The organism is Fictibacillus sp. NRS-1165 (assembly GCF_050468105.1).
GTDB lineage: Bacteria > Bacillota > Bacilli > Bacillales > Fictibacillaceae > Fictibacillus_C > Fictibacillus_C terrinigri.
The window spans coordinates 36011-58280 of sequence record NZ_JBDPNU010000029.1 but is presented as its reverse complement, the minus strand read 5'-3'; the positions used below and the strand labels follow the sequence as shown (position 1 = coordinate 58280).

Annotated in this window: 32 protein-coding genes and 1 riboswitch; of the genes, 11 read left to right on the top strand and 21 right to left on the bottom strand. The window is 42.9% G+C overall.

What is annotated here, in order from left to right; translation table 11 throughout:
• Window positions 1-125: 125 nt before the first annotated feature.
• Window positions 126-293 carry a sporulation protein YjcZ gene (locus ABHN01_RS14570; protein ID WP_290398520.1) on the bottom strand — a complete coding sequence of 56 codons (168 nt, stop codon included), beginning with the start codon at window positions 291-293 and terminating at the stop codon, window positions 126-128.
• Between the two features lie 176 nt (window positions 294-469).
• On the opposite strand from ABHN01_RS14570, the gene ABHN01_RS14565 reads away from it, so the two are divergent.
• Entirely contained in the window at window positions 470-1342 is an 873-nt protein-coding gene (locus ABHN01_RS14565; protein WP_429876138.1) for an alpha/beta fold hydrolase, read from the top strand.
• A gap of 12 nt (window positions 1343-1354) precedes the next feature.
• Here the strand turns inward: ABHN01_RS14565 and ABHN01_RS14560 are convergent, their stop codons facing one another.
• From ABHN01_RS14560 to kynU, 4 genes are all read right to left on the bottom strand, one after another.
• A complete protein-coding gene (locus tag ABHN01_RS14560; protein ID WP_429876137.1) occupies window positions 1355-2494 on the bottom strand; it encodes a conserved virulence factor C family protein in 1140 nt (379 codons plus the stop codon).
• 11 nt (window positions 2495-2505) lie between these two features.
• Window positions 2506-2793, bottom strand: a complete 288-nt coding sequence (locus ABHN01_RS14555; protein ID WP_429876136.1) for a hypothetical protein — start codon at window positions 2791-2793, stop codon at window positions 2506-2508.
• 160 nt (window positions 2794-2953) lie between these two features.
• Complete coding sequence (gene kynB / locus ABHN01_RS14550; protein WP_429876135.1) at window positions 2954-3580, bottom strand: arylformamidase; 627 nt, start codon at window positions 3578-3580, stop codon at window positions 2954-2956.
• On the bottom strand, window positions 3580-4845 hold the full coding sequence (gene kynU, locus ABHN01_RS14545) for a kynureninase (RefSeq protein WP_429876134.1): 1266 nt from the start codon (window positions 4843-4845) through the stop codon (window positions 3580-3582). Before kynU ends, kynB begins: the two co-directional genes overlap by 1 nt.
• Before the next feature lie 214 nt (window positions 4846-5059).
• A riboswitch (cyclic di-GMP riboswitch) is annotated at window positions 5060-5144 on the top strand.
• Between the two features lie 26 nt (window positions 5145-5170).
• Between kynU and ABHN01_RS14540 the strand changes: the two genes are divergently transcribed.
• Both ABHN01_RS14540 and ABHN01_RS14535 read left to right on the top strand, forming a co-directional pair.
• Window positions 5171-5326 carry an anti-repressor SinI family protein gene (locus ABHN01_RS14540; RefSeq protein ID WP_429876133.1) on the top strand — a complete coding sequence of 52 codons (156 nt, stop codon included), beginning with the start codon at window positions 5171-5173 and terminating at the stop codon, window positions 5324-5326.
• 80 nt (window positions 5327-5406) lie between these two features.
• Window positions 5407-5736 (top strand): helix-turn-helix domain-containing protein, encoded by a 330-nt coding sequence (locus ABHN01_RS14535; RefSeq protein WP_062233274.1) that lies wholly within the window; start codon window positions 5407-5409, stop codon window positions 5734-5736.
• A 27-nt stretch (window positions 5737-5763) separates the two neighbouring features.
• On the opposite strand, the gene ABHN01_RS14530 is transcribed toward ABHN01_RS14535, so the two are convergent.
• The 6 genes from ABHN01_RS14530 to tapA all read right to left on the bottom strand — a co-directional run bounded on the left by ABHN01_RS14530 (window position 5764) and on the right by tapA (window position 9594).
• Window positions 5764-6003 carry a hypothetical protein gene (locus ABHN01_RS14530; RefSeq protein ID WP_429876132.1) on the bottom strand — a complete coding sequence of 80 codons (240 nt, stop codon included), beginning with the start codon at window positions 6001-6003 and terminating at the stop codon, window positions 5764-5766.
• A gap of 88 nt (window positions 6004-6091) precedes the next feature.
• Window positions 6092-6715: a class D sortase gene (locus tag ABHN01_RS14525; RefSeq protein WP_429876131.1), complete on the bottom strand. Its 624-nt coding sequence runs from the start codon at window positions 6713-6715 to the stop codon at window positions 6092-6094.
• A gap of 3 nt (window positions 6716-6718) precedes the next feature.
• Window positions 6719-7396, bottom strand: coding sequence for a TasA family protein (locus ABHN01_RS14520; RefSeq protein WP_429876184.1), 678 nt, complete (start codon window positions 7394-7396; stop codon window positions 6719-6721).
• A gap of 144 nt (window positions 7397-7540) precedes the next feature.
• Entirely contained in the window at window positions 7541-8137 is a 597-nt protein-coding gene (locus ABHN01_RS14515) for a CalY family protein (RefSeq protein ID WP_429876130.1), read from the bottom strand.
• An 88-nt stretch (window positions 8138-8225) separates the two neighbouring features.
• Window positions 8226-8801, bottom strand: coding sequence for a signal peptidase I SipW (gene sipW, locus ABHN01_RS14510; RefSeq protein ID WP_429876129.1), 576 nt, complete (start codon window positions 8799-8801; stop codon window positions 8226-8228).
• The gene (gene tapA, locus ABHN01_RS14505; RefSeq protein WP_429876183.1) at window positions 8782-9594 is read right to left on the bottom strand and encodes an amyloid fiber anchoring/assembly protein TapA; all 813 of its coding nucleotides are present in this window, start codon (window positions 9592-9594) and stop codon (window positions 8782-8784) included. The genes sipW and tapA overlap by 20 nt, the downstream gene beginning before the upstream one ends.
• 308 nt (window positions 9595-9902) lie before the next feature.
• Here tapA and ABHN01_RS14500 point away from each other — a divergent pair, with 308 nt between their 5' ends.
• Entirely contained in the window at window positions 9903-11054 is a 1152-nt protein-coding gene (locus ABHN01_RS14500; RefSeq protein WP_429876128.1) for a CapA family protein, read from the top strand.
• Window positions 11055-11128: 74 nt separating this feature from the next.
• Here ABHN01_RS14500 and ABHN01_RS14495 read toward each other — a convergent pair whose 3' ends face one another.
• The gene (locus ABHN01_RS14495) at window positions 11129-11281 is read right to left on the bottom strand and encodes a hypothetical protein (protein ID WP_290398505.1); all 153 of its coding nucleotides are present in this window, start codon (window positions 11279-11281) and stop codon (window positions 11129-11131) included.
• 90 nt (window positions 11282-11371) lie between these two features.
• Entirely contained in the window at window positions 11372-11521 is a 150-nt protein-coding gene (locus ABHN01_RS14490; protein ID WP_290398504.1) for a hypothetical protein, read from the bottom strand.
• A gap of 324 nt (window positions 11522-11845) precedes the next feature.
• Here ABHN01_RS14490 and ABHN01_RS14485 point away from each other — a divergent pair, with 324 nt between their 5' ends.
• Window positions 11846-12061, top strand: a complete 216-nt coding sequence (locus tag ABHN01_RS14485) for a hypothetical protein (RefSeq protein WP_429876127.1) — start codon at window positions 11846-11848, stop codon at window positions 12059-12061.
• A gap of 287 nt (window positions 12062-12348) precedes the next feature.
• Here ABHN01_RS14485 and ABHN01_RS14480 read toward each other — a convergent pair whose 3' ends face one another.
• Window positions 12349-12945 carry a sulfite oxidase-like oxidoreductase gene (locus tag ABHN01_RS14480; protein ID WP_429876126.1) on the bottom strand — a complete coding sequence of 199 codons (597 nt, stop codon included), beginning with the start codon at window positions 12943-12945 and terminating at the stop codon, window positions 12349-12351.
• A gap of 114 nt (window positions 12946-13059) precedes the next feature.
• Here ABHN01_RS14480 and ABHN01_RS14475 point away from each other — a divergent pair, with 114 nt between their 5' ends.
• The 4 genes from ABHN01_RS14475 to ABHN01_RS14460 all read left to right on the top strand — a co-directional run bounded on the left by ABHN01_RS14475 (window position 13060) and on the right by ABHN01_RS14460 (window position 15417).
• Window positions 13060-13650 (top strand): biotin transporter BioY, encoded by a 591-nt coding sequence (locus ABHN01_RS14475; protein WP_290398501.1) that lies wholly within the window; start codon window positions 13060-13062, stop codon window positions 13648-13650.
• Between the two features lie 158 nt (window positions 13651-13808).
• Entirely contained in the window at window positions 13809-14450 is a 642-nt protein-coding gene (locus tag ABHN01_RS14470; RefSeq protein ID WP_429876125.1) for a TetR/AcrR family transcriptional regulator, read from the top strand.
• Window positions 14440-15111 carry an MBL fold metallo-hydrolase gene (locus ABHN01_RS14465; RefSeq protein WP_429876124.1) on the top strand — a complete coding sequence of 224 codons (672 nt, stop codon included), beginning with the start codon at window positions 14440-14442 and terminating at the stop codon, window positions 15109-15111. Before ABHN01_RS14470 ends, ABHN01_RS14465 begins: the two co-directional genes overlap by 11 nt.
• A gap of 18 nt (window positions 15112-15129) precedes the next feature.
• Window positions 15130-15417, top strand: a complete 288-nt coding sequence (locus ABHN01_RS14460; protein WP_429876123.1) for a YrdB family protein — start codon at window positions 15130-15132, stop codon at window positions 15415-15417.
• 362 nt (window positions 15418-15779) lie between these two features.
• On the opposite strand, the gene ABHN01_RS14455 is transcribed toward ABHN01_RS14460, so the two are convergent.
• From ABHN01_RS14455 to ABHN01_RS14445, 3 genes are all read right to left on the bottom strand, one after another.
• Window positions 15780-16718 carry a cation diffusion facilitator family transporter gene (locus ABHN01_RS14455; RefSeq protein WP_429876122.1) on the bottom strand — a complete coding sequence of 313 codons (939 nt, stop codon included), beginning with the start codon at window positions 16716-16718 and terminating at the stop codon, window positions 15780-15782.
• Between the two features lie 146 nt (window positions 16719-16864).
• Window positions 16865-18352: a leucyl aminopeptidase gene (locus ABHN01_RS14450; RefSeq protein ID WP_429876121.1), complete on the bottom strand. Its 1488-nt coding sequence runs from the start codon at window positions 18350-18352 to the stop codon at window positions 16865-16867.
• 36 nt (window positions 18353-18388) lie between these two features.
• Window positions 18389-18778 (bottom strand): DUF309 domain-containing protein, encoded by a 390-nt coding sequence (locus ABHN01_RS14445; protein WP_429876182.1) that lies wholly within the window; start codon window positions 18776-18778, stop codon window positions 18389-18391.
• A 168-nt stretch (window positions 18779-18946) separates the two neighbouring features.
• Here ABHN01_RS14445 and ABHN01_RS14440 point away from each other — a divergent pair, with 168 nt between their 5' ends.
• The gene (locus ABHN01_RS14440; RefSeq protein ID WP_290398497.1) at window positions 18947-19429 is read left to right on the top strand and encodes a divergent PAP2 family protein; all 483 of its coding nucleotides are present in this window, start codon (window positions 18947-18949) and stop codon (window positions 19427-19429) included.
• Window positions 19430-19442: 13 nt separating this feature from the next.
• The gene (locus ABHN01_RS14435) at window positions 19443-20231 is read left to right on the top strand and encodes a cobalamin-binding protein (protein WP_429876120.1); all 789 of its coding nucleotides are present in this window, start codon (window positions 19443-19445) and stop codon (window positions 20229-20231) included.
• 44 nt (window positions 20232-20275) lie between these two features.
• Here the strand turns inward: ABHN01_RS14435 and ABHN01_RS14430 are convergent, their stop codons facing one another.
• From ABHN01_RS14430 to ABHN01_RS14415, 4 genes are all read right to left on the bottom strand, one after another.
• Window positions 20276-20956, bottom strand: coding sequence for a 3D domain-containing protein (locus ABHN01_RS14430; RefSeq protein WP_429876181.1), 681 nt, complete (start codon window positions 20954-20956; stop codon window positions 20276-20278).
• Between the two features lie 129 nt (window positions 20957-21085).
• Entirely contained in the window at window positions 21086-21403 is a 318-nt protein-coding gene (locus ABHN01_RS14425) for a YuiB family protein (protein WP_290398495.1), read from the bottom strand.
• Between the two features lie 102 nt (window positions 21404-21505).
• A complete protein-coding gene (locus ABHN01_RS14420) occupies window positions 21506-21637 on the bottom strand; it encodes a YuiA family protein (RefSeq protein ID WP_290398494.1) in 132 nt (43 codons plus the stop codon).
• A gap of 142 nt (window positions 21638-21779) precedes the next feature.
• Window positions 21780-22262, bottom strand: a complete 483-nt coding sequence (locus ABHN01_RS14415; protein WP_290398493.1) for an NUDIX hydrolase — start codon at window positions 22260-22262, stop codon at window positions 21780-21782.
• Window positions 22263-22270: the final 8 nt, after the last annotated feature.

Sequence of the window (22270 nt, the reverse complement as noted above, 5' to 3'; positions counted from 1 at the left end):
ATATATAATACGGTGTGTTTACTATGCATCCGTTTTTCGCTCCATTTTTTGATACATTATCCCCTTTTTTATCCGCATTATTCATGGAAAGAGCCTGAAGTTAGATCTTCAAGCCCTTCACTTCCTTATCTAAAGAACCACCATAAACCTCCAAAGATAAGGAGAAGTATAAATATGATAATCAAGACAGCCCAAATCCAGCCGTAACCATATCCACCGCCGCCACCGCCGCCTACGCCATAGCCGTAGCCATAGCCATAGTACGGAAAGCCACCACCATAAGGATATGCCATATATTACAAACCTCCTTCATCTGTTGCGTCCTACACACTAATAAAATATGTTGGACCAAGGTAAAAAGGAATAGCGGCAAGCGCGGATTTTGTGCATGTTCAAGGAAATTATTTCTTTTGTAAAAGGAAAAAGATTGGACAAAATAATGGTGACGCAAGGATGATGGAGGAATGCAATGGAAATGAAAACACAGCCGCTGCTTACTCCGGCATATCGGAAAAGAATAGGCGAAGTCGAACTTTACTATGAAGATTTTCAGCATAAGAATTCTGATGCCCAAGTCCTCATTTTAATTCATGGGTTTCTTTCTTCCACCATCAGTTTTCGGCAGCTGATTCCCCATTTAACAGAAGATTATCGCGTGGTGGCCATTGATTTGCCGGGGTTTGGTAAAAGCGAAAAATCAAAAACCTTTAAATACTCACTGGAAAGCTACGGAAAGCTCGTGCTCTCGTTCATCAAAGAGATGGGATGGAAAGATGTCGTACTTATTGGTCATTCCATGGGCGGCCAGGTCGCACTCCATGCCTCGATGCAAGATGGAAAATGGATCAAGAAGATTGTACTCCTCGGCTGCTGCGGGTATGTTAAACGGGCGAAAACCACCATGATCTGCTGCTCCTATCTCCCCTTTTTCTCTTGGGGATTAAAAAGATGGGTGCTGAAAAAGGATCTTCGCTATAATCTAAGCGGGGTCCTCCATAATATCGACCTTGTTACGGACGATTTAATCAAGGATTATAGAGCACAATTTTTAGAGAAAGGATTCTTTGACAGCTTGATTCGTCTCCTCCGCCACCGAGAAGGAGACTTAAAGCCTTTTGAACTGAATACTATCGTTCATCCCATTCTTCTCATTCACGGCAACGATGATAAAGTCATCCCATTAACTACCGGTAAACGGCTTCACAGTGATTTAAAAAATTCGAAGCTCATCGTTTATAAAGATGCCGGACACCTCATCATGGAGGAAAAGCCGTTAGATTTAGCGAGAGACATCAAACAATTCATTTCAAACGAAAAAGAAGCGCTGCAGACGTCTGTCTGAGCGCTTCTTTGTTCATTGGTTGTTCTCCCGGCTCTTCATCATCTGCTGCCAAACCGAACCTGCAGCTTCCTCACCGCTTTGGATGCGTTCGAGAGCAATCTTTGCCTGCAGTCGCACTTCAAACTCTGGATCGTCTTCTGCGTCTTCTAGTGCCGGGATGGCCGTTTCATCTCCTACTTCAAACAGGAATCGTGCAGCGCGCCAGCGAACGAGCTTGTTCTTGTCATGAAGCGCGTCACACATGGCAGGAATGGCACTCGGATTCCCAAGGTCGGATAAACAATCTCCTGCCGTCCGGCGAACCGCGACGTTCTTGTCCTTCAATCCCGCGTTTAGGAGAGGAAGTACTGCCTTATCTTCGATCATGCCAAGATAAACAACGGCCAGGCGGCGGATGGAAGGTTTCGGATCCTTCAATGCCTGCTTTAACACCATAATATCATTAACGGTTGGATTCATTCGTTCCAAAGCGGCATACCGGGTGTGCCAATCTTCATCCTGCATTTTTTCAGCGACTTCGGATGTTGATACCTCCTCTTTTGGTGCTTCTTTTCCGGATTCCATGGCAAAGGCCTGTTCCACTAGTTTTTGAACCCGATCTTGATCATAAGCGGCCGCAATCTCTTCTACCACTTCCTGTGCGATTTGTTCAAACGTTCCGTAGCGAACACCCTGCTCTACCCATTGACGTTCCATCACAAGGTTATCAGACGCTTTTTGAGCTTCGAGCGCAGCTTTCATAAAACGCTCCGGAAGGCCGGCGCGCCGTTCTTCATTTTCGGTTTTCAATTTCACCTGCATCGGCAAGCCCCTGAACATTTGAATGAGGACTGTAATTTCCAGGTATTCTTCTTCCTTTTTCTCCTGTCCGGCAGCTTCAGACAGCTGTTCATCTGAATCTCCGAAAACTTCCCGGACACCAGCCAGCACCTCTTCCCAATCTGCCCGCGGATGGCGGTCAAGTGCGATGAAATCAGCCACATGGTAAACGCTTTTCACGCCTTCCACTTTGAAAATTTTTTGGATATAGTCAGGTGCACCCTCCAGGTTGTCCTTCGTGTAGTTGTAGCGTTCATTCCCCGGCAGCGTTTCGTCCATGTTAATTTTCATGGAGTTTGGACTCGGTGTTGGTTCAATGCCCTTAATTTTCATACGCTCACCCCTTAAATCAAATTCTGTTCTTTTATATAGGAAAGCACTTGTTGCTTTTCACGGTCAGTAAACTTATATTCACAGTCTACACCTTCATCATGAACGATAAAATCCTGAACCTCGCCATCACGATCGAATACAACAAGTGCGCTTGGATCATGCAGATCAGCAGGAAGCTTCGTCTGTCTTGACAGATCAAAATTCAAATATACATTAATCCAATGCTCGCCCTCCATCACTTCAGGATAAAACGCGGCAAAATCCGCTTCGAAATAATTTTGAAATCCATACTTATACATAATGTTCCCCCGTATTTGCTTTAAGCTTCACTTCTATTATAAACAATCGTCACAGTTGAAACAAAGATAGCGGTTTTTCTTACGTTTTACAGTTTTCGGCTCTGACACAAAAAGAGTTGATCATTGTCCTTTGACTTCGATCAACTCTTCGCGTGATTCCTTATATTTTTCTTAATACGGCACGAACGGGACTTCCGTCCGCTTCTTTTAGCGGCAAAGGCAGCGCGATCAACTCATATTCTCCTGGCTTTACATCATCAAGGACTATACCCTCTAAAATATGAATGCCGTTTTGGCGAAATGCATGGTGAGCAGGAAGCTCTTTGCTGTCGAGAGGATCCACTGATGGAACATCCACGCCAATGAGCTTTATTCCTTTTTCTGCTAAAAAGGCAGCCAGCTTTTCATCAAGATAAGTAATGCGTTCTGGAAAAACACTTCTGTCCTTCCAAGACCCCGTCTTAAGAAGCACGCGTTCCATTCCTTCTAGTGGGATGTCCGCCAGCTCCTCAGGCCCAACTGTATCTTTACCCGTAACATCTACCAACAGGGCCTTCCCGGCATAGAGCTCTATATCCAGATCCAGCACACGTTTCCCTTCATTGTCAAAGTGGTACGGTGCATCGATATGGGTTCCTGTGTGTGTGCTCATTTGCACTTTGCCGACATTCACGGATCCTGAATCCGCTTTCGTCCAGGCTAACTCGAACGAATACGGAGTGTCTCCTGGCCAGGCCGGAACAGAAGGAGTTAATGGCATGGAGATATCAATCAGTTTTCCACACATTAAGCGATCACCTCTCGTACGTTTGAAAATTTTTCATACTGTTTCTCTTTCATAATTTTCTTTAACCGATGAACAGCTGAATGGACATCTTCAAATGAAGTGTAGAGCGCTACAGGTGCGAGGCGGATCACATTCGGTGCCCGGAAATCAGGCACAATTCCGTTTTCTTTTAAACTTTTGCAGATCCTGGCTGCCTCCTCATGCTCGAGGCACACATGTCCTCCCCTCCGATCGTCATCTTTTGGGTTCCCAATGGAAAAACCAAAACCCGAAAGCTCTGTTTCAATCAGTTCCATCATATAGTTTGTCAGCTTAAGAGATTTTTCTCTCAGCCGATCCATGCCGGCCTCAGCAAAAATCTCGAGCGACCCGATTAATGGAGCCATACTTAAAACATGAGGCGTTCCGATCTGATAGGCACCTGCAGACTCAGCTGCAATAAAATCGTGATCCATATCAAACTGCTTTTCTTTATTCGAACCAAACCAGCCGGCAAGGCCAGGCTCCTTTCCAAAATGCTTTCGATTAACGTACAATCCTGCCACACTTCCTGGTCCAGCATTGAGGTATTTATAATTGCACCAGAACGCAAAATCCACTTCCCACTCTGACAGCTGATGAGGAACAGCACCAATGGAATGGCATAAGTCGAACCCGATAAGTATTCCACGCTGATGTGCTTCCTCTGTTAAACGTTTTATATCGAGAAGCTGGCCGCTTCGATACAAAACAGAGGGCAGCACAATGAGCGCAATCTCATCTGTCATTGCATCAATAATGTCTTCTTCCTCAATTAATCTTCCGTCTCGGCTTTTCACTCTGATTAAATGCTGGCCGGGATTAAGATCTAGCATTGACAGCTGGCTTTTCAAAGCATAAATATCGGATGGAAACGTTAATTCATCTGCCAATATTTTCTTTCGTGTTGCTGACGGCTTGAAAAAAGTGGAGGCCATCTGATGAAGGTTGCCTGTTGTTGAACCAGTAACAATCACTTCATCATGGTATGCGCCAATTAAGGGCGCGATTTTTTCCCCAAGCGCTTCACTTAACGTAAACCACGGATGTTTTCCGTTCATCCAGCCGTCAATTCCGAAATCTCTCCAATCTTTTAACGACTCCATCAGTGTTTTCTCTGCTCTTTTCGACAGAAGCCCCAACGAATTTCCATCTAAATATAGAACGTTTTGATGGGTATAAAATTCACTTTTAAGATGATGCAATGGATCCTTACTGTCCAATTCTTTCCATTTCTCTTTATCCATCAACGCCTCGCTCCTATTCTGTTTTATTATTTTATATTAAACAACTGGGAGCAAACTATCAATGTAAGCGGTTTCTTTACTGTTATATTACAATTACATAACAGGCAAATTACGACATATTACTAGAGAATAACATCCTATAATAAAAATGTGAATTAAGCACTATGAATTGGTTAAATTTGTATCATCAACTGCCTGTCGGTAACGCCACCCTCCAGTTACAGGGCAAACATGGCTGAAAAGCATGGACGCAAAATCACAGGTCTAAGGGAAATAACTATGGCGGCTGGATTACCTAGAAAACCACCAATTTCAGGAGGGAAACATGCAAAACCTAAACGAAACACATCTTGATCAAGAATGGGTAGTTTTGATTTTACAAGCTAAAAAATTAGGATTAAGCCTGGAGGAAGTACGAAAGTATCTGCAGCAATCCTACATACAACAAAATATGCCTTTAGTTAAAGCGACATCAGGGTGATGTCGCTTTTGCTCTATTTACAGCCTATAGTCCATAAATGTATAATGAAATCAAATTTGCAGTAAAAAAGAGGGATCATCATGATTGGTGAACTTGTGAAAAAATATCGAAAAGAAAAAGGTCTATCTCTATCCGCACTAGCAGAACGAGCAGGTATCGCCAAATCCTACCTCAGCTCCCTTGAGCGAAACATACAAACCAATCCTTCTGTACAGCTGCTCGAAAAGCTGGCCGCCGTCCTGGATATTCCTGTTGAAAAATTGCTGAATGAAAAAGCTGAGGTCAATGAGGCGGAGCTGGATTATGAATGGGCAGAGCTCGTAAAGGAAGCTATGGAGTCTGGTGTCAGCAAAGACCAATTCAAAGAATTCCTTGAATTCAACAAATGGAAAAATAAGAACCAAAGTTAAACCGGCGTCTGGATGGACGCCGGTTTTTTATACATAAAAATCGATGAGTGGAACGAGTTGCTTAAATGGATAAGGTATAATATAAGCTGTAGGCAGGTCCTTCTTGTTTTCCCATATCATCAATCGCTCTCTCACATAATCAAAAGGTGCTCTTCCCTTAAATTCATTATTAATATATAATTCACATGCGTTTTTTCCACAGTAAATCACCTTCACTTTATTTCCAGCCACTTCACTTAAATAGATTCCACTTTCGAGCCGTATCATTTCTTTGCATCATCCTTTGCCTGCTGTTTCCAGCGTTTATAGGTGTAACAACCGTGTCTCCTATTGATGGATACCAATTTTGCTTCCGTTACTGGTTAACAATCTTTATTAACTTAGCCTTCACAATATACCGGTGTGTCGGGTTTTTGAAGGGATAACAGGTAATTAAAGTGATGATGTTTTCGTTTGTTTTACTATGTAATACAGACAGATCAGTCGGATTGACGATATCTTTAGCGAACATCCGATACGTGAGGGCTTTTTCTTTTGTAGCAATGGTGATGAAATCTCCCATTTTCACTTCCGTCAATCTATTAAACTGTTTACCATACGTATAGCTTCTATGGGCAGCAATGGCCGCATTTCCGTTTTCACCGATGGCAGAAGTGCCGGAGATATGTCCAGCGGCAATTTTCAAATTGGCCAGACTGGCACCTTCCAGAATCGGTAAACGGAGGTGAATTCTTTTGATATCCAGTGTTCCAAGTAAACGGTTGGGCTGTGGACTTCTCATGGAGGGTTTCACAGGTTTTTCTGTTTCAGTGAAAACTTGATTTAACATTTTGTAGTTGTCCTTTGCTTGTTCGTTGGGCGGGTGATCCCATGACTTAAGTAATTGGTTCTCCTGGTTCGTGTAATAATAGCTCTTTAGCTTTGGATAACACATCGTTAAGATTCCAGCAGTGATCAGCACATATGCTAGCCACTTCATAACTTACTCCCTTTTAAAAGGATTTGGGATTACAGACTTCTTCACAAGCAGAAGAATTAACCCTGATGAGAAGATGAAAAAGCCTAGAATCATGATAGGATAAGGACTGCTTTCACCGGTTTTCGGCAAGGTTGAAATGCCTGGTGTTGTATTGTTTGATGGTGGATCAGTTTGTTTGGACGGCGGTGTGTTGTTGTCTGTTGTGGTGTCATCTTGATCGCTTGGCGGGTTATTGATATTAGAGTCTGAGGTCAATAGTACAAGTTCAAATTCAGTTTTCAATCCTTGAAATTCGTTTCCGGATTCCCAGGGAAATGAAATCGTTGCTGTTAGTTGTTCTTCTGTTCGTGGTTGTAGTTTACGCGGTTGTAGTTTCTTGAAGCCGCTGAGTTTTCCTTCATAAACAACTCCATTTTTATCACTTAATTTAAGAAGAAGCTGATTAAAGAATTTTTTAGAACCATTCTTGTAATTGGATTTTGTATTATAAGTAAAAGGAACATTTCCCTTGTTTTTTACCACTAAAGTTCTGGTCGCCCAGTCTCCGGGTTTCATGTTGTTCACATCAAAAAGAGACTCGGTTGGAGAGGTTGCAAGATCTATTTTTGAGGTTGTATTGGATGCATCTGTTTTCCCAAAAGGAAAAAAACAATAAGGGTAAGCAGCAGTGAAATGGAATATACAAACACAATTTTAAATTTATTTGAGTTAAATATCATGATCTGTACCTCCTCGCTTTTAATTTGGAGGTCTGACTTTGTTTCTCGCATAACATCTATACTATAAAAGAAAGGTGGGATGCCCCACCTTCCCTTTTAATTTAAATTACTTTACTACGCCAGCGCCCTGCTTGCCTTCAAATGTCCAATCAAGAGTTAAAGAATCACCTTGGAATTGGTTTTGGTCGGCCTTGTTCTCAACAAATTCATATTGTACATAAAGGGTATCTTTAGTACCAGCCGCTAGTTTTCCCCCTCTTTCAGCTAACCAGCCACCAAAGATATTGCCTTTTATTACATCTGGAGACAATGTTTTAAGATCTGCAAGTGTAGTTGAGTAAATCGGAACATCAAGCTTATCAGCATTTAGCAAGAAGTTGACACGGATATGTTTACCAAAGTCTTCACCTGCATTGTCACCTTTAGCATCAGTAACTTTGTAATCTGTAACTAAGTTAATAGTCGCTATGTCAAGATTCCCATCATTCGCTAATTTGAAAGAACGAAGCATTGTGTCACCAGGTTTGATTTTATCTACGTTAATAATCGTTGTTGGATTAGCATTTAAATCCAATGTTCCCGCTGCAAATGTTCCATTAGTTTTAGCTGAATCACTAAAGTATGCATAAGTTCCTCCACCTACTAAAGACAATCCTAATGCTGCTGAGGCTACCCCTAAACCTAATTTCTTTTTCAAACTCATGTTCAACTTCCTCCCCTTCCCCATTTTCCATGGGTATGTAGTTTTTATATTGAACCTGCAAAGAGGTTTCTCTGCAGAGTTGCAACCGTTAATTACTTACTGGCGGTGTCTCTTCTTTTTTTGTTACTTCGATTTCCCGAAAGGCTTTCCAGATGGTGACCACAGAGTAGATGAGAAGGAGAATTCCGGGAACGATCATCAATAAAGTGGTACCTTTTTTGGATTGTGCAAACTCCATTCCGTATCCCACATAAGGAACGGTGAACCCTTTGTATTCTGCGACTGCGTTGTTAGCAAGTACCGGTTCCAGGTCGGGGGCATCATTGTTATCACCCTTTGTGACGTATCTGGTATTTGATCCGCTGCCTTCCACTTTGTTTATCCTGTGGGTAATCAATTTATTTTCAGAAGCCTTAAAGGTTATGACGTCACCCTTTTTAAAACGGGTCATGTCACCACCAGGCTTAACTGCAATGATTGAGCCTGTGTGGATTCGCGGTTCCATGGAGCCGGATAGGACTGTTTTTAGCTGGTAACCGAGAAAACTAGGATCTCCTCCTGAAGCTTTTGACGAGATGACTACAACTGCCATAAACAACAGGGTTGCAAATAAAACCGTTGTAACAATATTGCTAAGCCATTTTTTAACTTTGATTGTCTTCATTACTATCACCCTTCTTTGAATCTGGAACTGTCATTTTTTGATCTATTGAATTTTGCTCGGCATCTTTTTCGGCGTCTTTGTTTACAGCTTCTTTGTCCTGTTCACCTTCATTGGTTTTACTATCTGCTGCTGGCTCTGGTTCTTTTGTTTCATCCTTAACTTCTGCAGGCTTTTCAGCCGGTTTTTCCTCTGTATTGTCATTACCTGAATCGCCAGACACTGGTTTCTTTTCTTTCTCGCTCTCTATATTTTCTTTTTTGCCATCCTTACTTTTATCTTCATCTGTATCTTGTTGATTACACCCAGTTATTGTAATTCCATCACTCCAAAGATCTCCCTTACCTGGATGTCCTGGTCTCTGGAATGCTTTAAACTTATAAACACCATCTTTCGTTGGCAAATATGTAAGGGTTTCTTTATGGTTCTTTGTCAGCGCATCAATTTTTCCAGTATCGACTTTACTGCCATCCTTTGGATTTCCTAGTTCAGCCCACCAAACTTCGTATTTAACAGGACCCTGCATCTTCTCACCCTTGTTTACTATTACAGCGCTAATGCTGCTGCATGAAGCTTCGTTAGATGCCGATAGGAAGGTCAGTGAGCTTTTATCCCACTTCCCGTCGTCGGTCTCCCAAGTCCCTGCCTTAATCGTTCCGCTAACTTTGGATGTATCATTAAAGTAGGCATTTGTAGTTCCGGTCAGACCGTAAAGGGAGTACATAAGTGAATAAAACATAATGCCACTTGTAAACTTAAAACATATACCCAATGCTTCTTTCTGAACTTTCTCAATCGCTTGCTTCTGATGTGTCTCCCTCCTTTTTTACTAAGGACTTAGACCCTGCTCGTGTTCATGTCGTTCTTATTAACGAACAACTCGTGTTCAGTATAGAACGATTTTACTATTTAAAAAACCTGCAAAATTGGTTAAATTTGTTCTTTTTAACGTACAAACGTCCTTGTTATCTTCTTCAATCGCCTTTTTTCTTAATTTTTCGTTATTTTCAAAGAACATTTCGTCCGTTTTAAAGAACATTCGCAAATTTCCCTTGAATTCCTTGCTAAATGACCTAGTATGGAGATAGGAGGAAAACGCTTACTATGAAAAAAATAACGATTATTTCAACCATCTGTGTGGTCATCTTGCTCTTAATACTTATTCAAGTCCTGAGAAATAAGCTGACTGAGGAAAGCAGCCATGAGCCTGCAAGCAGCGAGAGGCAAAATAAAAAAGCCGTAAACCCGCCAAAAAAGGCACAGCCCAAAGAGACCGTCCATACGGCAACCATCGGAGCAGTCGGGGATATCCTCATACATGACAGGGTGTACGATAAAGCGAAGAAACGTGATGGAACCTATGACTTTAATCCGATGCTGAAAGAGGTAAAGCCATATTTGGAGAACCCGGATATTACAGTGGCAAATCAGGAGACGATGATCGGCGGGGAGAAAATTGGACTATCTTCATACCCTTCCTTTAATTCGCCACAAGAGGTTGGAGATGCGCTGAAGAAAAGCGGTGTGGATCTGGTGACCATTGCGAACAATCATACGCTGGACCGCGGGGAAAAAGCGATTTTGAGTGCGATCAACCATTGGAACGAGATCGGAATGCCGTATACCGGTGCTTTTCAATCATCCAAGGATCAAAAGATAATCCGTATCCTGAAACGGAATGAGATCATCTTTTCATTCTTGGGCTATACCTATGGAACGAACGGGATCCCTGTGCCTAAGGACAAACCGTATCTCGTTAATCTGATCAATGTGGAGAACATGAAAGCCGACCTTCTTAAAGCAAAAAAAATCGCTGATGTTGTCGTGATCAGCCTCCACTTCGGAAACGAGTACGAGCGGATGCCGAATGAGTCACAAAAAGAGCTTGTGCAGCTGGCAGCGGATTCAGGAGCAGATATCATCATTGGGCATCACCCTCATGTGCTTCAGCCTGTGTCCTGGATCAAGAAAAAGAACGGAGAGCGGGCTTTTGCAGCCTATTCTCTTGGCAACTTCTTTTCAGGGCAGACAGGCCCTTACAAAAATATTGGGGGTATGATGGATATTAAGGTAAAGAAGATACAAAGAGGAAATAAGATAAAGATTGAGCTGGAGAATCCTTCATTTCTCCCAACCTGGGTGGACCGCTCATGGCAGGTGCATCCGATGAAGGACGTAAAAACACAGCAGAAACAATATCGTGAAATAAAAAAACATATGAACCAATATGTACCTGAGCTTCAGTTTTCATTTTAATATAGAAGAAGGAGACCTGGTCTGATCTGAACTGTATCCCCAAAAATCGGGGAAGATCAAACATGGTCTCCTTTTTATGCTTCGCCTTTTGATTTCGGGCTCTTCGTATCGCGTTTAGGAATATCGTCCACAAACTTATCGTCGGAGAATTCTACATCTGTCATGCTTTCGGTTGGGGTTTGATTGTTCTTGGCGGCAGCATTCGTGGAATGTTTTCTTTTAGCCATGATAAATCCCTCCTGATTTTATTTTCCTCTATAGTTTGTGAAGAAAAGGGAAATCTGATTCCAAAAGAAAAAGCATTCCGAAACGGAACGCTAATCGCCGATGGCTTTGCTGACGCAGTGGTCGCAAACGGATATTTGTCTTTCTTCCCAGCTGGTGAGCTCGTTGTTGCAAACCATGCAATGCTCGGACTGCATGGCCAGCTGGTCTCCTTGCTGGTTTTCTTCGTTCACAAAGTCCATGATGGAATCCGCCTCCTTCTCCCTAGTATATTCAAAAAAGAAGACTGCTTATTCTATACTATTGTTTGATATTTCTGACAAAAATCCTGCTTCTTCCATCATTATTTTTTAAAAATAAATACAAGCGAAAGAACAGCCCCGATACCACAGATTAACGATCAGCAGAACCATTGTCAGAATTTCCATGGTTTCTTACTCCCTTCAGTTTAAAAAAGGAGAAGCTCGCCTTTTTGCAGAATGTATCTTCCTTGTACAGGAGGAATGTGCTATGTATTTTTCCAAGATTAACAATGCTTCACTCACACTTGAGCAGGATGGAGGTTCATGGCTCCTAACCATCCCGAAGATGTATGGTGTTCCATATACATTGCATTGCTTCTTGTATCCAAAAAAGAGGCAGGTTATGAATTTATCTCCAGCTGTACACCAGAAAAAGTGGAAGTGATGATGATGAATGGAGATAACAAGGAAATAATAGTTCACCACGAAGATATGGACGGAATAAAAACATCTTATACCAAAATAGAAAGAAGCAGCTGATCGAACAGCTGCTTCTTTCTGCTTCTATTTATAGTTTAGTTTCAAGTGGCGCTGATAAAGAGTGATCAGGATTTGAATAACTGTTTGCCGATCGGCATGATTGATATAACTTTTCTTTTACTTTTCCATCTGATCACAGACGGTATGAAGATTACCGCACACAGGCACTTCTTTCCTTTCCTTACCGAATAGAGCATAAACTACCTTTATTACTATCATCGGTACCTCTAGGAAAATTTACATGCGTTTTTCTTCTTTTTTGTAATTTTTTTCAAAAAAAAGATTTTCTAGTCCCAACTAAACCGCTCTTCTTTCCAGGGATCTCCATACATGTGATACCCGTTCTTCTCCCAAAAGCCCGGTGTTTCCATGGGCAGGAATTCAATGGCTCGGAGCCACTTCGCACTTTTCCAGAAATAGAGATGGGGAACCACCGCCCGCAGCGGGTACCCATGCTCTGGCGTTAACGTTTGTCCATTGTGAGAATGAGCCAGCAAACTGGTTTCTTTCAAAAAATCATTCAATGGAAGATTTGTTGTCCATCCTTCTTCCGCATGCAGAAGGACGTATTTGGCCAAGGGATGAATGCCGACATGCTTCACAACATCCCTTACAGCAACCCCCTCCCATTCGTTATCCAGCCTGGACCAGCCGGTTACACAATGGATATCATTGGTTGCCGTTGATTTGGGAAGTGCCAGGATCTCCTCATAGGTAAAAGTTGTCGGATTTTCCACCATTCCGTAGATCTTCAGGTTCCAGTCATTTAAATCGTTATAGTAAGGAACATCGCCGTAATGGAGCACCGGCCAGCGGGTCGTAACATTCTGGTTGGGCGGTACCCTCTCCCGATCCTTTTTCTTCGGTGTTTTTCCAAAAAACATATTCTGCACCTCCATGAGATTTTATATGTAAACCTTGTATAAAAATTAAGTTGACAATTATCACTTCTCTGAATTACCATCAATATAGATAAATTACCACATGAGGTGAACATAATGAAATTTAGAGCGATTGATTTAACCCTCGCTGCGATGTTTGCAGCATTGATGGCCGTAGGAGGAAATATTACAGCATGGATGCCTGCCCTCGTCTTCGGATCAGTGCCTGTTACCCTTCAAACCTTCTTTTGCATTTTGGCAGGTCTGCTGCTCGGAAGCCGTCTCGGTGCTGTTTCCATGATCGTATACACGCTTGTCGGTCTGGCTGGCGCTCCTGTATTTGCAGGATTCTCCGGCGGACCTTCCATCATTTTCAAACCGACCTTTGGATTTATTTTATCATTTATACTTGCTGCTTATGTAGCCGGAAAAATCCTTGAACTTGCGAAAAAACCAAGTCTGCCGGTTTTCTTTACTGCTTCGTTTGCAGGTTTGATCGTGAACTACTTTGTCGGAACGACGCTTCTCTACGCCGCGCTGACCAACTGGGCTGCGGTTGATGGTGTCACCTATCTGGGCACTTGGAAAGGAATGCTTTTGTTCCTACCAAAGGATATTATTCTGACCGCGGTTACTGCAGTGATTTCACCACGAATCTATAAGGCAGTCTCTAAAAACCGCCGCACATCGAATTCAAATGCAGCATAAAAACAAAGAGGTACATCCCGAAAGCAGGGTGTACCTCTTTTTTATGCTTCGTACACAAGGTCAGCAAACTTTGTCGAATAAAAAGTTTTGACAATGGAAAGACGAATCACATATATTATAACCATCGGTTAGTAACCGATGGTTAGGAGCGATAAGTAATGGTAAGCAAACAAGAATTGCGTTCGGAAGAAACAAAGAATAAGATACTCAAGGCTGCTGGTAAACTATTCGGAAAGCGCGGATATGACGTTGTAACCATCAGAGAAATTGCAAAGGAAGCCGGATGCTCGCATACGGCTATCTACCTGTATTACAAAGATAAAGAATCACTGCTCCATCATTTGGCGATGCCGCTCTTACATGAGCTTAAGGAGCTGCTGGAGAAAATTGATCAACAAACAAATCTGAATGGTCCTGCCAAATTAAAAGCGATCTGTCTAACATTCATTGAATTTTGTCTCCTGCATCAAAGCATGTACATCACATTTATCAGTGCCAATGCATCCAGAGTGGATGAACAGGATCCGAAACTGCAGATCAACAAAGTACGGATTGAACTTTTTCAGCTGTTAAAGGATGTGCTGAACAATGCCCTCACACTATCTGAAAATGAACAGTCTCTTGCCTTTTCTCGTATTCTTTTCTATAACCTGCACGGCATGGTGAGCACCTACCTCAATCATAAAGAGCCGCTTCAAAAGCTGCTGGACCGTCTGTCATCCACCTTTGAACAAAGCATCGATGCCCTCTATCTCGGTTTTCAAGAAATCATAAAACAAGGAGCAAATAATGAAAGTTGAACAAATCTCCCCTCATATTTGGAGCCTGAAAACATGGATGATCATACCGATCCATGTCTGGGCTGTTCGCGGTAAAGAAGGGATCACCCTCGTTGATGCTGGGATCCCTTTGATGGCCAAAGGAATTTTAAATACAATTGATCAATTAAATGCTGGACCTCTTCAAAAAATCTTGTTAACACATGGCCATTCGGATCATACGGGCTCTATTTCAGCCATCTTGAAAGACCATAACATTCCGGTGTATGCCCATTCCGTTGAAATCCCTTATCTGGAGGGTGACCTTGCCTATCCTCGAAGAAAGAAGGCTGTTTCATCGGTCTCAAAAGGCATTACCCTGCCCCTTTCTGCCGGAACCGAAGGTGAACTTGAACTCATTGATGGACTAAGACCCTACCTTACTCCGGGATACTCTCCCGGACACACGGTTTATTACCACGAAGAAGATCAAGTCCTTCTCGCGGGTGATCTGTTCACGTCTAAGAAAGGAAGACTGAAAAAGCCGATGCCCATGTTCACGGCAGATATGGAAGAAGCCTTCAAGAGCAGCTCGATCGTCAGCCATCTCAAGCCGAAACGTCTAGAGGTTTGCCATGGAAACAGCGTTCTTCATCCCGAAGCACAAATGGCTGACTACCGTTTAAAGTCTGAAATTCAATAAGAAAGCGGGGAATCATCCATGGCCATCCTGGGGCCCATTCTTTTAGGTGTGCTTTTTCTCTCTGGGCTCTTTGTATTAGTAGCCTTTGGATACTGGGGATTTCACATGGTCAGCGGATTTTCAAAATATGTTCTCTGCCTTGTGGCTCCCCTTCTGGTGGCTGTCTTTTGGGGAACATTTCTTTCTCCAAAGGCATCGATACCGGTCCCTATCTCTTTGCGTACTTTGCTTCAGCTCACTGTGTTTGCCACTGGTACTATTGCGCTTTATTCCTCCGGACACTCTAAATCAGCCCTTTTTTCCTGACCGCCAGTTGCTCATCCGGTCTCTTGGACTATTAATTCTTTAATCCCTATTCTCTTCATAAAAAATCCCGAATGAAGGACGTTTTATAGTGTCCATCATTCGGGATAGTACATACCTTGGTTAGGTTAAAATACGTTCCTTAATAACGCTACGATCGTAAATACAATGATTAAAATAGGTATAGCTAAAATGATGTACCAAAAAATACGTGCTGCCAATGATTTCTTTTCGCTCATAACGAACCCCTTTACGGTTGTAACATTAGTATTGTCCTCATTTTAATCAAAATGCAGCAGCTATGTCCATTTCCTTGCACCCTTCATTCCTTGTATAAAATATAAAAAAGACCTTTCACTAGTATTTTATGATTTATGTGTTTCTAAGAACTGCTTTCCGTATTCTCCATGATGGTGAATGGTAGCGTGCTCGATTTGAACGGTCGAATGCTTAAGTTTATATTTATCTTTCAGCATTTCATTAATGGCGAGAATGATGCAGAACGGCTGGATGTTTTCATTAATGAAAACATGAGCGGTCAAAGAGTGATGATCGGTGGTTACCGTCCATAGATGCAGTTCATGAACATCCTCCACCCCTTCCACTTTATATATATCGGATCTGATCGCTTCCAGGTTCAAATCGTCCGGAACAGATTCCATCAGGATCAAATAGGATTCTTTAATGATCTTGTAACCGCCTGTAAATATAATCCCGCCAATGATTAAGCTAATTAAAGGATCAAAGAAATATAGATCCGTAAACTTAATGAGAATCGCAGAGATAATTACCCCTATCGAGCTGAGCAGATCACCGATAAAATGCCAGAGGGCGCTTTTTACATTTAAGTTTTCCTCTTCCTTCATGCTTCGGCTTAACACTATGGTCAGCACAAGGTTTACGGTGAAGCCGATCACTGCAATGATGAGCATCAATTTAAAGTCGATGGTTTCCGGTTTAATGAAACGTTTGATGCCCTCAATAAAAATACCAATGGCAATGATGGCCAGGGCAAGCCCGTTTAAAAAGGAAGCGATGATTTCAAAACGCAAAAAACCAAAAGTGAATTTGGCATTCGGCTGCCGGGTAGCCAGGTAAATGGCCAGCATACTTAAGCTGAGTGCCAGTACATCTGAGACCATGTGGGCGGAATCCGATAACAGCGCAAGAGAGTTGGAGATCAGCCCGCCGATTACTTCAACGATCGTAAAAAACAGGGTCAGCAAGAGGGTAATCCACAACGTTTTTTTTGACCGGCTCTGCACTTTTACATGAGGGAGATGGTGATAATCGTAATCCGCCATTGTACAATCCCCTTTCCTTTATGTATTTTAAAATAATTATAAAGTAATAATAATTATATTATAATACAGATCGAATCATCCCGCAATCCTCTTTTTCTTTCAGAGTATGTAAAAAAGCATGACAGGTGCCATGCTTTTCTGCAATATTATTTAAAATCCAATGCCAGCCGGGCTAACGTACGTACCATTACCCCTGTTGCTCCTTTGGGGCCGAGGCTCGAGGCCTTGGAGGAATAGGCTGTACCCGCAATATCCAGATGAACCCAAGGGGTTTTCCCAGCAAACTCTCCGACAAAAAGCCCGCCGGTTATGGCATGGCCCAACCGCCCTGTGGAGTTGTTCAAATCGGCCATGTCGCTTGATCTCAGCATATCTTTAAACGGTTGATGGCTGGGCAAAAGCCATATCAGCTCTCCTTCACTCCCTGCGGACCGGCTTACCTGGCCGAATAACTCCTCGTTATTTGTTAGTGCACCCGTCGTACAATCTCCTAAAGCAACGACCACTCCTCCAGTGAGCGTCGCAACGTCTACCAGATAGTCTGCTCCCATTTCTTTCGCATAAGTGATGGCATCAGCAAGGATCAGCCTGCCTTCCGCATCTGTATTACGTACTTCAATCGTTTTCCCGCTCAGCGATGTAAACACATCTCCGGGTTTCATTGCTTTTCCATTGATAAGATTCTCGCTCGATGGCACGACAAAAAGTAGGTTGGTCTTCGGTTTCAGCCGGCCGACCGCTTCCATCGTACCAAGTACGGCCCCGCTTCCTCCCATATCACTTTTCATTTCATGCATGTTAGCACCCGGTTTAATGGAATAGCCGCCTGAGTCAAACGTAAGCCCCTTACCGACCAGGGCAAGAACATGATCCCACGTATCCCTTCCTTTATACTTCACCGTGATCATCTTAGGAGGCTCATCTGAACCTTGTGATACGGCTAGGAGCGCACCCATGCCCAGCCTCTCCATGTCCTCCCTATCTAAAACTTCATATTCCATACCGAATTTGATGGCAATCTCTATCGCTGCCCGAGCAAGATCTGTCGGCGTCATAAGATTGCCCGGAGTATTGATAAGATCTCGTGCCGTATTAATCCCCGCACCAAAGGCATGGCCTGTCGCAAGCCCGGCCCCAGTCTGGCTGTTTGAACTGTAAACCGTAATTTCAGTGAGCTTCTTGTCGCGTTCATTCGTTCGCTCTTTATAGTTTTCAAATTCATAGCTTCCCGCTACAACCGCTTCCGCAAAAGCATGTGCGAGCTTATCACAAGACAATCGATCGCTTTCAAAGGTTTCCAGGACGATAGCTGCCTTTTCCCGCTTCTCCCGCTTCAGAAGCTGAACCGCTTTGCCGAACGCTTCTCTTATCGTCTCGTAGTTCGCGGCTGCCCGCCGTCCTAAACCGATAAAATAAAGCCGTTTCGCTCCAACAATCCCAAATGTATGAAGCTTCGTAACCGATTTTGCCGATGCTGAAAGGTCTCCTTCCCTCAAAAGCTCTGTAATATGGCCGTTAAATGCCGCATCTAGTTCGGCAGGAATTCCATCAAGTTTTTTGTGATCGGACCATATGCCGATCAATAACACTTCTTCCGGGTTGTTCTTATTCCAATTTGCCTTTACGGTAAACATACACAACCTCCTTCTGCATGGTATGCTACTGTCAGTTTATTCTTCCTGAGGATCATTTAGTAGCAGGATCAATTCCGGTAAGGCCGGCAGTTTATCCACATCCTCATAAGGGACACTGTCGATTTCATGAGGTATTGTTTTCAAACAGGCTTCCATAAAGCGATACACCTCTTGTAAATCGATTCCCCAATAAAAAGGCCGATACTCTTGGAGGTAACGGTGGGCGGCCTGCATCATACTCCTCGCACCTTTTACATTTCCATACTCATAATGATAGATCGCCACTGTCATCTGCAGCAGCCCTTTTAAAAAGTAATTCCCTTTATCGATCAGCCACATTTCCTCAAGCAGGTCATGGCACGTATAGTAATCTCCCTCATTGAACGAAATGAAAAACTCATAGTATTCCATTGGATAATCCATCAGTTCTCCCATCCCTTCTCCACTATGATAACAGAAGGTGCATTTTCTTCCGCCTTTAATGCCATCCCCTGCAGAACATTAGATTGCAAACCTTAAAAAAAGGGTATTATGAAAGCATTAGAACAACCTTATCTCGATACATTGTAGAAAAAGGCTGCGAGGAGACGATCTATGGACCTATTATTCAATTTTCCTTTACTTGCTTCCTTATTAGGAATATTAATGGCTCAATTTTTAAAAATACCAATTACCTACCTGGAGACAAAACAAGTGAGATGGGATCTGTTTATCAGTACAGGCGGTATGCCTAGTTCACACTCCGCCGCCGTTACAGGGCTTGCAACAGGAGTTGCTCTGAGAGAAGGATTGGGCAGCTCTATTTTTGCCGTTGCTGCTATGTTTGCCATTATTGTGATGTATGATGCGAAAGGAATCCGATGGCATGCAGGAGAACAGGCTGCCGTATTGAATAAGTTAGTGACAGACTTCCGGGAGCATGTGGAAGTCAGCCAGGCAATGAAAAAACAGGACGTAAAAGAAAAGCATAAACAATTAAAAGAACTTCTTGGCCACCAGCCGGATGAAGTCTTTTACGGCGCACTTCTTGGAATTGTCCAAACGCTGATCGTATACTGGCTTTTCTTCGTACTTTAAGGGGTGACGATTCGTGAGATTGATATCTATTTGTCCGAGCAACACAGAGCTAGTTGATTACCTTGGGTTGACAGAACAGCTTGTCGGTGTGGATGACTTTTCCGATTGGCCTGAAAGGGTCCGCTCCTTGCCGAGGCTCGGTCCGGACCTATCCATTAACATGGACATGGTCGAGGAACTGAAACCGGATCTCGTGCTCGCTTCTTTAAGTGTTCCAGGCATGGAAAAGAATGTAGAAGAACTGAAACGCCGCAACCTTCCGCACGTGGTTTACAATCCCACCACTCTTGAAGATATAGCCGAGGATTTGAAGGATTTGGGAAGTAGGACAGGCGTGGAAAAGCGTGCAGTTTCTCTCGTATCCCAATATAAAGAAATCATCAATGAGTATCAAACGTTCGCAGCCGGCATTAAAGAGAAAAAGCGGATTTACTGGGAATGGTGGCCAAAGCCTGTTTTTACTCCTGGCAGGCAGAACTGGCTGACACAGATTTCACATCTTGCCGGAGCTGAAAACGTTTTCGAAGATGTTGAACTGGCAAGTGTTCGAACCACCTGGGAGGATGTCATTCAACGAGATCCTGATGAGATCTGCATCGCTTGGGTGGGGGTTAGGAAGCAGAAAGTAAAACTCGAGCTTTTGGAAAAACGCCCGGGCTGGTCCGAGCTTAGAGCAGTAAAGGAGAAAAAAGTGCATATTCTTGAAGAACATCTCTTCTGCCGGCCTTCCCCCAGACTGATTGACGGTCTGCATAAACTGCATCAGGTGCTGTGGAAACAGCCGGTCTCTACAGCGAATTAATGATCTAGCAGAAAAGCTTCAAGCCGTTTGGCTTGAAGCTTTTTTTAATACAATTGTTTCCGGTTGACGTGCATGGTTTTTTTTTCATTCCATGCTTTGAGTTCCTGCTCAGTCACTGTCCCTGAACCGTTTTGAACGACATAGACCTTTAATGTTTTCTTGCCCCATTTTTCATAAACATCCTTTGTCGTTTCATAATAGAGGTCTATTTTTTTTCCCTTGATCGCTGAACCTGTATCGGCCACTACACCGAACCCATATCCTGGTACCCAAAGGATGGTGCCAATGGGAAAGATTGACGGATCGGCCGCAATGGTAGAATAGAGATCCCGCTTGACCCTTAATCCGGATTTTGTAATTCCATATGCGGGGTGTGCCTTATTTTTGCCAGTAGACTCCTCTCCAGCCGTATAACCTGTGGCGGTTACAGTGACCGAAGGATAAGGGGAAAAATCAAACTCCTTCACCGCTGAAACATTTTCCGGCTCTGCGGTTACAGTAAATTCTCGTTCCCAGAACAAAGACACCTCTTCGAGGGCCTGAGCGATAAACTTAATCACATCCACCTTCATGGATTGAAACAAGCTTTCCTGCTGTGTTTTCTGTTGAGAAGCCGCCCATTCGGTTACATCCTTAGCCTCCACACCTGAGATCGAGTGCAAGGTGGTTAGCAGAGCAAGGATAAACATAGCCGTCATCAAGAGACGTTTTATGGCATTTCGTATAAAACGCAAACTTTCACTCCTCTCTAAAACGTAGTATTTTCCAGGAGAGGTAAACTTTATACGGATAAACGTCTCAAATAGGAGCTTTTTGGCATAAAAAAAGAACCTTCTTAATATACACAGAAGATTCTAGAACATTTGATACCCTCTTACCCGAAGCATTTTAATGGCCAATCCGGCAAAAATGGCACCAACCATCCCGCTTGCAAGAATACAGATGTCTACAGTCTGAAGATGAATTAAATCATGGCCGAGTTCTGTAAAACTTTGTCCAGGGCTAGAAAAGTATTTAAAAAATTTCACATGATCAATGATCATGATCACGACCACCGGATAAATGACCGCCATAATCCATGTTGAACGAAGAAGCATGTTTAAAAGGAAACCAATTCCAAAAAAAAGGACGATAAATAATAGCATGGAAATAAACAACTGCGGTAAGTACATTTCTTCACCCCCGTATTCAAAGCTAGTTTACTGAAATAGGGGATTAAAGTCAATATTAGGATAAAGAAAAAGGAGCCCGGCATCATGGGCTCCCTTCATCCATTAGCTTTCCCTTTTTCCGCTTCCACAGCATTCCTCACAAGTTTCAGAGCCACCTAAAAGAAGCTGGAAATACCCCTTGCCTTCACAATATTGACACTTTTCCTGTGTTTTCGTTCTTGTTGATGTTTCCAAAAGATGACACTCTCCTTGTTTGAATTTTCTGATAATATATCAAGAATACAAAAACTTGAAAAGGCATCATTTCCGTCCATATCGTCCATGTAAGCGTAAACATGAGAAGATATCTAGTCATACATTCTATTTTCATACAATTTCAACGATTATCAAAAATTTTATAAGAGGTGTACCCAAAGACATCACCAGGATTTAAATGCTCGATTACGGTTTCAGTTTTCTCATTTAAAAAATGGTGAACCATCATCGAGGTCGCAGGGTCAGCCTTCAGTTCCTCGGGGGTGAGAAACCGTGCTTCCTCTATCTCTCCCTGCTGAGGCATTAATTTTCCGCCAGCAGCTTCAAGGAGAAAAACAACCATATTATCACTGATTTCACTTTTGATAACGCCCGTTCGGATACCGAGCACATGGATGGCTCTGCTCAAAATCCCTGTTTCTTCTTTCACTTCACGAACAGCAGCTTCATCCACCGTTTCACCTTGGTTCACAAAACCTGCTGGAATGGACCATCTGCCCTTTAGCCCGCCATACTTTTTCTTAACAACGAGCCATTTGCCGTCCTGGATGACCAGCCCTGCGGCTGCGAGCCAGACACTCCCTCTCTTTTTCTTCGAACTCATAAAAGTGA

What these genes read in the sequence shown, in the direction of transcription:
- ABHN01_RS14490 (WP_290398504.1), bottom strand. Translation starts at nt 11,521, where the DNA reads ATGGACTTTGTGAACGAAGAAAACCAGCAAGGAGACCAGCTGGCCATG.
- ABHN01_RS14515 (WP_429876130.1), bottom strand. Translation starts at nt 8,137, where the DNA reads ATGAGTTTGAAAAAGAAATTAGGTTTAGGGGTAGCCTCAGCAGCATTA.
- ABHN01_RS14530 (WP_429876132.1), bottom strand. Translation starts at nt 6,003, where the DNA reads ATGATACGGCTCGAAAGTGGAATCTATTTAAGTGAAGTGGCTGGAAAT.
- ABHN01_RS14570 (WP_290398520.1), bottom strand. Translation starts at nt 293, where the DNA reads ATGGCATATCCTTATGGTGGTGGCTTTCCGTACTATGGCTATGGCTAC.
- ABHN01_RS14455 (WP_429876122.1), bottom strand. Translation starts at nt 16,718, where the DNA reads ATGGCGGATTACGATTATCACCATCTCCCTCATGTAAAAGTGCAGAGC.
- ABHN01_RS14465 (WP_429876124.1), top strand. Translation starts at nt 14,440, where the DNA reads ATGAAAGTTGAACAAATCTCCCCTCATATTTGGAGCCTGAAAACATGG.
- ABHN01_RS14480 (WP_429876126.1), bottom strand. Translation starts at nt 12,945, where the DNA reads ATGTTTTTTGGAAAAACACCGAAGAAAAAGGATCGGGAGAGGGTACCG.
- ABHN01_RS14535 (WP_062233274.1), top strand. Translation starts at nt 5,407, where the DNA reads ATGATTGGTGAACTTGTGAAAAAATATCGAAAAGAAAAAGGTCTATCT.
- ABHN01_RS14560 (WP_429876137.1), bottom strand. Translation starts at nt 2,494, where the DNA reads ATGAAAATTAAGGGCATTGAACCAACACCGAGTCCAAACTCCATGAAA.
- ABHN01_RS14475 (WP_290398501.1), top strand. Translation starts at nt 13,060, where the DNA reads ATGAAATTTAGAGCGATTGATTTAACCCTCGCTGCGATGTTTGCAGCA.
- ABHN01_RS14565 (WP_429876138.1), top strand. Translation starts at nt 470, where the DNA reads ATGGAAATGAAAACACAGCCGCTGCTTACTCCGGCATATCGGAAAAGA.
- ABHN01_RS14555 (WP_429876136.1), bottom strand. Translation starts at nt 2,793, where the DNA reads ATGTATAAGTATGGATTTCAAAATTATTTCGAAGCGGATTTTGCCGCG.
- ABHN01_RS14500 (WP_429876128.1), top strand. Translation starts at nt 9,903, where the DNA reads ATGAAAAAAATAACGATTATTTCAACCATCTGTGTGGTCATCTTGCTC.
- ABHN01_RS14440 (WP_290398497.1), top strand. Translation starts at nt 18,947, where the DNA reads ATGGACCTATTATTCAATTTTCCTTTACTTGCTTCCTTATTAGGAATA.
- ABHN01_RS14415 (WP_290398493.1), bottom strand. Translation starts at nt 22,262, where the DNA reads ATGAGTTCGAAGAAAAAGAGAGGGAGTGTCTGGCTCGCAGCCGCAGGG.
- ABHN01_RS14485 (WP_429876127.1), top strand. Translation starts at nt 11,846, where the DNA reads ATGGCTCCTAACCATCCCGAAGATGTATGGTGTTCCATATACATTGCA.
- ABHN01_RS14525 (WP_429876131.1), bottom strand. Translation starts at nt 6,715, where the DNA reads ATGAAGTGGCTAGCATATGTGCTGATCACTGCTGGAATCTTAACGATG.
- ABHN01_RS14540 (WP_429876133.1), top strand. Translation starts at nt 5,171, where the DNA reads ATGCAAAACCTAAACGAAACACATCTTGATCAAGAATGGGTAGTTTTG.
- kynU (WP_429876134.1), bottom strand. Translation starts at nt 4,845, where the DNA reads ATGGATAAAGAGAAATGGAAAGAATTGGACAGTAAGGATCCATTGCAT.
- sipW (WP_429876129.1), bottom strand. Translation starts at nt 8,801, where the DNA reads ATGAAGACAATCAAAGTTAAAAAATGGCTTAGCAATATTGTTACAACG.
- ABHN01_RS14425 (WP_290398495.1), bottom strand. Translation starts at nt 21,403, where the DNA reads ATGTACTTACCGCAGTTGTTTATTTCCATGCTATTATTTATCGTCCTT.
- ABHN01_RS14495 (WP_290398505.1), bottom strand. Translation starts at nt 11,281, where the DNA reads ATGGCTAAAAGAAAACATTCCACGAATGCTGCCGCCAAGAACAATCAA.
- ABHN01_RS14470 (WP_429876125.1), top strand. Translation starts at nt 13,809, where the DNA reads ATGGTAAGCAAACAAGAATTGCGTTCGGAAGAAACAAAGAATAAGATA.
- ABHN01_RS14450 (WP_429876121.1), bottom strand. Translation starts at nt 18,352, where the DNA reads ATGTTTACCGTAAAGGCAAATTGGAATAAGAACAACCCGGAAGAAGTG.
- kynB (WP_429876135.1), bottom strand. Translation starts at nt 3,580, where the DNA reads ATGTGTGGAAAACTGATTGATATCTCCATGCCATTAACTCCTTCTGTT.
- ABHN01_RS14460 (WP_429876123.1), top strand. Translation starts at nt 15,130, where the DNA reads ATGGCCATCCTGGGGCCCATTCTTTTAGGTGTGCTTTTTCTCTCTGGG.